Origin of the sequence: Streptomyces sp. NPDC058157 (genome assembly GCF_042884105.1) — a bacterium.
Taxonomy (GTDB): domain Bacteria; phylum Actinomycetota; class Actinomycetes; order Streptomycetales; family Streptomycetaceae; genus Streptomyces.
Window position 1 is genome coordinate 1 of the sequence record NZ_JBHVUQ010000116.1, and the last position, 6,995, is coordinate 6,995.

Annotated in this window: 7 protein-coding genes; 4 read left to right on the top strand and 3 right to left on the bottom strand. The window is 74.7% G+C overall.

Annotated features, from left to right (window positions below):
* The 3 genes from ACFVXK_RS25490 to eccE form a co-directional block, all read right to left on the bottom strand.
* On the bottom strand, nt 1-557 hold a 557-nt coding region (locus ACFVXK_RS25490; RefSeq protein WP_389615384.1), incomplete at its 3' end, for an SCO5717 family growth-regulating ATPase.
* Between the two features lie 258 nt (nt 558-815).
* On the bottom strand, nt 816-1,514 hold the full coding sequence (locus tag ACFVXK_RS25495) for a hypothetical protein (protein ID WP_389615386.1): 699 nt from the start codon (nt 1,512-1,514) through the stop codon (nt 816-818).
* A gap of 73 nt (nt 1,515-1,587) precedes the next feature.
* A complete protein-coding gene (eccE, locus tag ACFVXK_RS25500) occupies nt 1,588-2,895 on the bottom strand; it encodes a type VII secretion protein EccE (RefSeq protein WP_389615388.1) in 1,308 nt (435 codons plus the stop codon).
* A gap of 314 nt (nt 2,896-3,209) precedes the next feature.
* Between eccE and eccB the strand changes: the two genes are divergently transcribed.
* The 4 genes from eccB to ACFVXK_RS25520 all read left to right on the top strand — a co-directional run bounded on the left by eccB (nt 3,210) and on the right by ACFVXK_RS25520 (nt 6,842).
* Nucleotides 3,210-4,790: a type VII secretion protein EccB gene (gene eccB, locus ACFVXK_RS25505; RefSeq protein WP_389615390.1), complete on the top strand. Its 1,581-nt coding sequence runs from the start codon at nt 3,210-3,212 to the stop codon at nt 4,788-4,790.
* Between the two features lie 15 nt (nt 4,791-4,805).
* Entirely contained in the window at nt 4,806-6,023 is a 1,218-nt protein-coding gene (gene mycP / locus ACFVXK_RS25510) for a type VII secretion-associated serine protease mycosin (RefSeq protein WP_389615392.1), read from the top strand.
* Nucleotides 6,024-6,173: 150 nt separating this feature from the next.
* A complete protein-coding gene (locus ACFVXK_RS25515) occupies nt 6,174-6,494 on the top strand; it encodes a WXG100 family type VII secretion target (protein ID WP_389615393.1) in 321 nt (106 codons plus the stop codon).
* 36 nt (nt 6,495-6,530) lie between these two features.
* The gene (locus ACFVXK_RS25520; protein ID WP_389615394.1) at nt 6,531-6,842 is read left to right on the top strand and encodes a WXG100 family type VII secretion target; all 312 of its coding nucleotides are present in this window, start codon (nt 6,531-6,533) and stop codon (nt 6,840-6,842) included.
* Nucleotides 6,843-6,995 lie beyond the last annotated feature (153 nt).

The following is a 6,995-nucleotide window of genomic DNA, read 5'->3' on the forward strand; positions in this document are numbered from 1 at the left end:
GCCCCCGCCGCGACCGCACCGGCGGGCGGGACAGCCGACTCCGCACCCGCACCCGCAGGGAACGCACCCGCAGGCGGAGCAGCCGACTCGGCACCCGCACTCGCCGGGTACGCCGCCGCGGGCGGGACGGCGGACGACTCCGCACTCACACCCCCCGGCACCGGCGCCGCAGGCGGGGCAACGGACCCGGCGCCATGAGGCATCGGCGACACACCCGCCGGGAAGGCCGGCGGCACGGCGCCACCCGGCTCGGCCCCCGGGAACGGCGCACCGGCGTCGCCCCGCGCCCCCGGCGGAGCGATCCGCATCGTCGGAGGCGAGACCACGTCCGCCGGCCGGTGGGGTTCGAAACCACTGCCCTCGGGCAGCCCCGGCACCCCCGCGGCGGGCGCGGGCGGCGGGCTCTGCGTGTACCAGGCCGGCGGGGTGTAGTCGATGGTGAACTCGCCCGTCACATCGGGCTCCGCGTCGGACTGATCGTCCGTCGGGACGTCCCACGTCCCGCCGCGCCTCTCGTTCCGATCGCCGCTCACTGATCCTCCTGGTCTGTCGAACACCGGTCAGGCGCCCACACAAGACGCCGCGCCCGCGCTCAGCCTAATCGCGCTCCGTGCTCGAAAGCCCCGGAGGTCGCGCCCCCACACGTCCTGCCTACAGGCCCCCCGGGGCCTGAGCAACCATCACCGTTCGTCACCCCGGACGGCCGCCCGACGCCGGGACGCGAGAAGCGCGTGGCGATCCGATGCGCGGCGCGCTCCGGGACGGCTTCCACGTCGGCCCGCACGCCCGGCGAGGCCACCCCCGACCACCCCGCCTCAGTCGATCCGCCGCGCCGCCCCCAGCAGCCCCGTCTCCGTTTCCGTCGCCTGCGTCATCACGAACTTCCGGTCCCGGGGCGTGCACCACAGCGTCACCCCGTCCCCCAGCGTCGGCAGCGAGTCCACCGCCGCCCGGGGCAGCCGCATCAGCGCGCCCACCTGCTCCGCCTCGTCGGGGGACACCCGCTGCACCCCCACCAGCGCGGAGTTCCGCAGCAGCCGCGGCGCCGTCGGGCTCAGGTACGGCAGCAGGGTCAGCACCGACTGCCACGGCCCCGCCACCACCCGCCCCCGCGGCGGCCGCATCCCGCAGTCCCGGACCACCAGGACCGGACTGCCCGCCGAAGCACCCTGCGGCGGCACCCGGCCCACCTCGTGCAGGGTCACGCACTGCTGCCCGCCGCCGGCCGCCCGGGCCAGCTCGTTCCACACCTGCGCGCGCCCCGTCTCCACCGCGACCCGCGCCCCGGTGGCAGCGGTGCGCAGCGCCAGCACCTGGGCGGTCCACAGGCCGCCGATCAGGGTGACCTCGTACGGGGTGGGCCGGTTCACGCCCAGCACCGCCGACCGCCCCTCGGCATCCACGCCGATGACGACCCCGTCGTCCCCGACGGGCACCGCCAGCGCGTCCAGATCCGCCGCAGGCACCACGTGCCGCTCCCGACGCGGCCCGACCAACCCGAACCCGCCCCTCACAGCACTCCACCCCACACCACACCCACACCCACACCCGCACCCGCACCCGAACTCACACCCACACCCAACCCCCTCACCGAGCCCCGCCCAACGGCAGCGAAGCCAGCAGCCCGGGCACCTGCTCCCGGTCCAGCCGGACCAGCCCGGCCCGCACCCCCCGGGCCGTCCGCTCGAGCTCCCGCCGGGCCGCGACGAGTTCCTCGTCGCTGCGCCCCGTCACCCGTACGTGTCCCGTCAACGCCACGCCCTGCCGCCCGGCCGGGGCCATCGTCAGGCTGAAGTTCGTCGCCAGCGCGGGCAGCGAGGTCAGCAGCGCCGCGAACTGCGGCAGCGCCGCCCCGGCGCCGCCCAGCTGCGGCCAGCGGGCTATCCAGTAGGTGGTGTGCCGCCGGTCGTCGCAGCGCCAGGTGCGCGGGGTCTCCTCCGTACGCCGTCCGGTGCTCGCCGACCGCCCGGCCTGCGTGATCGCCATCGGGTTCGCGCACGACGAGGTCGCCAGCGCACCCGTCAGCTCCTGCTCCGTCAGCACCGTGGCCCGGAACCCCGCCCCGGTCAGCCGGCTCACCAACTGGTCCGCCGCCCGCACCACGCACCGCTGCGCCCCCACGAGCCCTCCGCCGCGCGCGGCGACCGCCTCGGGGCACAGCTCCGGGTCGAGCTTGAGGGCGATCCACGTCAGCCGCACAGCCGGGGTCCCCGTTCGCGCCTGGAGCGGGGCGTAGTTGCGCGCCGCCACCGACTGCGCCGGCAGATGCGGGGCGGGGGCCGGCTGGGTGTGCTGCACCAGCTGCGCCGACTCCAGCCGGATCCCGTCCACCTCCAGGACGTCCCGCACCGCGGACAGCGGCAGCGGCCGCGCCGTGCGCTCCGGCCGCAGCGCGGTGGCGTCCGTGTCGACCTGTACCACCGCCGTCAGGAACGTCCCGTCGCCGACCAGCCCCACCGGACGCCGGTCCCGGCCGCCGAAGGCCGTGGTCCGCAGCGCCGGATCGGCCTCGACCAGCGGTGCCAGTCCCGGCTCGGTGCCCGCGGGCACGGTGGCGGCCGCGGCCCTGCGCCGCCGCGCGCGCAGCGCGAGCACACCGCCGATCCACTCGGGCAGGGAGCGCTGGTGGCGCCGTACGAGGGCGAGCAGCACCAGGGCCAGGGCGAGCACACCGGCGGGCACCAGCAGCAGCGGCTCCACCACCCAGGCCACGAGCAGTGCCGTGGCGGCGAGTTGGAGCAGCACGAGCTGTTGCAGCCGGAACGGCCCGAACCGGCCGGGGCTCGGCCTCGGATGCGGGGTGACCCCGCCGCGTCCGGTCGTCTGCGGCGTGCGCTCGCCCCGTCCGGTCGTCGCTGCCTCGGCCGCCTGCGGCGCCGTCGCGGTGGCCCCCACTGGCGCACCTCCCCAACTCATGCGCGGAACAAAGAAGTCCGGTCACCGTACGGCCTCGGCCGCCCGACGCCGGAATCCCCCACCCCACGCCAGCCGACTCCACCGGACCCCGGCGGACCGCACCCGACATCGGCGGACCGCACCCGACACCAGCCGATCCCCCGTCAACAGGCATAGTAGGTCCCCGGTCCGACAACCAAGGGCCCGGGGAACGGCCCCACCGGGACCCACCGGGACCCCCCGGGACCCAACCGGGACCCCCCGGGACCCCCGGGGCCCCACCGACCAACCCATCCGGGGAGGAACAGGCGGTCATGGCGTCACGGCGCGACGAGCTCAACGCGTACACCTTTGCGAAACGGCGCACGGTGGCCGCCTTCCTCCAGCCCTCCGCCAGCGGAACGGAGGAGGGCGCGCCCCGGCCGCTGCGCACCGTCCTGCCCGGCGTGGTCGTCGGCGCGCTCCTGGTCGCCGGCTTCGGCGCCTGGGGCATGTTCAAACCGCAGGTGCCCAAGGGCTGGGACGAACCCGGCGCCATGGTCATCGTCGGCAAGCAGTCGACGACCCGTTACGTGGTCCTCACCACCAAGATCAACGGCAAGGACCAGACCCGGCTCCACCCCGTCCTGAACCTGGCCTCCGCACGGCTCCTCCTCGACCCGCAGAAGGCCAAGGTCGTCCAGGTCGACGACAAGCTGCTCGACGCCGGCAACCCCCCGCGCGGCCCCATCATCGGCATCCCCTACGCCCCCGACCGGCTCCCCGCGAAGGCGGACGCCGCCAAGGCCAAGCGCTGGGCCGTCTGCCAGCAGCCCGGCGGCAACAACCGGGGCGTGCAAACGGCCGCCTTCGTCCTCGCCGACCGCGAGGCGCGCCTCCTGGACGACGCGCGCCGCACCGCCGACACCCAGGTGCTGTACGTGCAGAGCACCGGCGGCGCCAAGGAGCGCTACCTCGTCGACTCGGCCGGCACGAAGTACAAGTTCCCCGAGGGCCGGCCCGACTCCGCCACCCTGACCACGGCCCTCGTCGGCACCGGAGCCACCCCCCAGCCGGTCACCGAGGAATGGCTGGCCACCCTCAACTCCGGCGACGACCTCGGCTTCCCCCAGCTGCCCGGCACCGCCGGCGCCCCCGCCTCCGTCCAGGGACTCGGCAGCGCCGACAACCGCGTCGGAATGGTGCTGACCGCCCAGACCGGCTCCGGCACCCAGCACTACGTGGTCCTGCCCGACCGGGTCGCCCCGGTCTCGGAGTTCGTCGCCTGGCTGCTGATCTCCGCACCCGCCACCGACTCCCTCAACATGCACGGCAAGGCCCACGAGGTCGACCTCCAGGCCCTGAACCCCGAAGCCACCGCCTTCAAGGACGAGGTCCGCTGGCCCCGCAAGCGGACCGCCCAGGTCAACCGGGTCGCGGCCGCGCCCGGCTCGGCCCCCTCCGGCGAACAGCGCGACACCGTCTGCAACGTCCTGCGCTCCGTCGACCCCCAGGGCAACCAGACGCTGAGCACCTGGGCCGGGACCGGCTTCCCCGTCGACATCACCGCCAGCGGCACCAGCTCGTACGTCACCCCCGGCACCGGCCTGCTCTACACCCAGGTCCAGGGCCGCCAGGCCAACGCGGGCGGCGCCCTCTTCCTGGTCACCGACACCGGCCTGCGGTACGCCGTGCAGGCCAACGGCGACAGTGACGCCGAGCAGTCGAAGATCGGCGCCCCCGACCCGCAGGCCCCGGGCGCGGCCGGTGACGGCCGGCCCGAGCCCAGCCAGGCGCAGGTGCGGCTCGGCTACGGCGGCGTCGTCCCGGCGCTGGTGCCCATCGCCTGGTCGGAGTTCCTCTCCAAGGGGCCCCGCCTGGACACGAACTCCGCCCGCCAGCCCCAGGGTTCCTGAGTGAGGACGCCGGCCGTGCCCCAGCCCTCCCGTGCCGCCGCCCTGCCCCTGGCCGCGCTCGCCCTGGCCCTCCTGGCCGCACCCCCCGCCCAGGCCGCACCCGCCGCGGGCCCCGCCGGCGCCGGCGAGTGCACCTTCCCCATGAAGAAGCAGATCGCCGACCGCCCCTGGGCCCTCCAGCGCCTCACCTTCGACGCCCTGTGGGCGCAGACCAGGGGCAAGGGCGTCCGCGTCGCGGTCATCGACACCGGCGTCGACCGCGCCAACCCCCAGCTGACCGGAGCCCTCGACACCGGCGCCGGCCGCGACTTCCTCGACCCCAAGGGCGGCGACGGCACCAACGACACCGTCGGCCACGGCACCAAGGTCGCCGGACTGATCGCGGCCCGCCCCCAGCAGGGCACCGGCTTCGTCGGCCTGGCCCCCGAGGCCACCGTCATCCCCATCCGGCAGAACGACGGACAGGGCAACGGCAACGCCGCCACCCTCGCCCAGGCCATCGACCACGCCGTGGCCAAGGGCGCCCAGGTGATCAACATCTCCCAGGACACCGACGCCCCCCTGACCGCCGACTCCGAGCTCGCCAAGGCGGTCCAGCGCGCCCAGGAGGCCAAGGCCGTGGTCATCGCCTCCGCCGGCAACGACGGGCTGAGCGGCGAGAAGCGCAGGACCTACCCGGCCGCCTTCCCCGGCGTCCTCGCCGTCGCCTCCTCCGACCGCAACAACGAGCGCGCGGCGTTCTCCCAGCCCGGCGACTTCATCGGCATCGCCGCCCCCGGCGTCGACATGGTCTCCACCGTCCCGGGCTTCGGACAGTGCATCGACAACGGCACCAGCTTCTCCGCCCCCTACGTCGCCGGGGTCGCCGCCCTGCTGCGCGCCAAGCACCCGGACTGGAGCGCGCAGGAGGTGGTCTGGCAGATCCAGAACACCGCCGAGCGCTCCGTCAAGGGCCGCGACGACTACGTGGGCTGGGGCGTCGTGGACCCCGTACGGGCGCTCACCCAGGACCGCGAGCCCCCCCGGGCCCCCGTACCGGACCCGGGCCCGCCCCCGGCGGCCGCCCCGCAGGCGGTGCCGCTGCCGCTCACCGAGACGGCGCAGGAGCGCGACGAACGGATCGGCACGTACGCCCTGGGCATCACCGGGCTGCTCATCGCGGTCATCGCCGTGACCGCCACCGTCGTGCGCGAGGCCCGCCGCCGTGTTGGGCGTGTCGGTCGAACTGGCTAGAGTGGCCGCAGGCTTCACGACTGTGATCGGGGGAGGGCGTGAGGCAGAGGGGGAACTCCGGTGCGCGCGGCTCGAATCCGCGCCCGGACGATCCGCTCCGCCGCGCGATCCCCCGGTTCGGCCGGGGAATTGAGAAGTGAGGAGCTTCGGATGACTACCAATTTCGGACTTGCCGACGATCCGGTCGTCAAGGCGGCCAACAAGATCTCCGAGACGGGCGACGCGGTGTCCACCCAGGCACGCGAACTGGCCGACATCCTGGCGACCGCGGCCGCGGGCTGGACCGGTGTCGGAGCCAAGGGGTTCGAATCGGCCCAGGCGCAGCTGAACGAGGACCACGACGCGATCCGCCGCCTGCTCCGCGTGCTGCACCACGCCGTGTCGGAGACCAAGAACCTCACCAACGCACAGGACGAGGAAGTGCACCAGGTGTTCGTCCAGGCCCAGAAGTCGGGCCTCGACAGCCTCTGAGCCGCCCGCCCCGCACGCCAGCCGAAGGAGAAGAGCATGTCCGGCAACAACGACGGCCACACCCGGGTACGGTACGAGAGCGTCCAGCAGATGGCGGACCGCATCCGCGTGGTCTCCAGGAACATCCTCAAGGACCTGGAGGAGATGGAGTCGGCCGTGAAGGTCGTCACCGACACCTGGGACGGTGAGGCGCACACCCAGTACCTGGACCTGCAGAAGAAGTACCACGCACGCGCCGACCACATCCAGAAGAAGCTCGAGGAGGCCGCCCGCCTCATCGAGCACGGCAAGGGCGCCTACCGTGCCACCGACGTGAAGGCCTCCCACCTGTTCACCGAGGCCTTCTGAGCCCCACGGGACACCGCACACGGCCTACGAAGAGGGGGCGCGCCCCCCCCCGGGGCGCCCCCCCGCCCGAACGGTAACACACCCCCCACCGGGGGTGGGAAACCCCCGCCCCGGCCCCCCCGGCGGAACCCTCCCCCACCGCCCCCCGGGAAC

What these genes read in the sequence shown, in the direction of transcription:
- eccB (WP_389615390.1), top strand. Translation starts at nt 3,210, where the DNA reads ATGGCGTCACGGCGCGACGAGCTCAACGCGTACACCTTTGCGAAACGG.
- ACFVXK_RS25520 (WP_389615394.1), top strand. Translation starts at nt 6,531, where the DNA reads ATGTCCGGCAACAACGACGGCCACACCCGGGTACGGTACGAGAGCGTC.
- ACFVXK_RS25515 (WP_389615393.1), top strand. Translation starts at nt 6,174, where the DNA reads ATGACTACCAATTTCGGACTTGCCGACGATCCGGTCGTCAAGGCGGCC.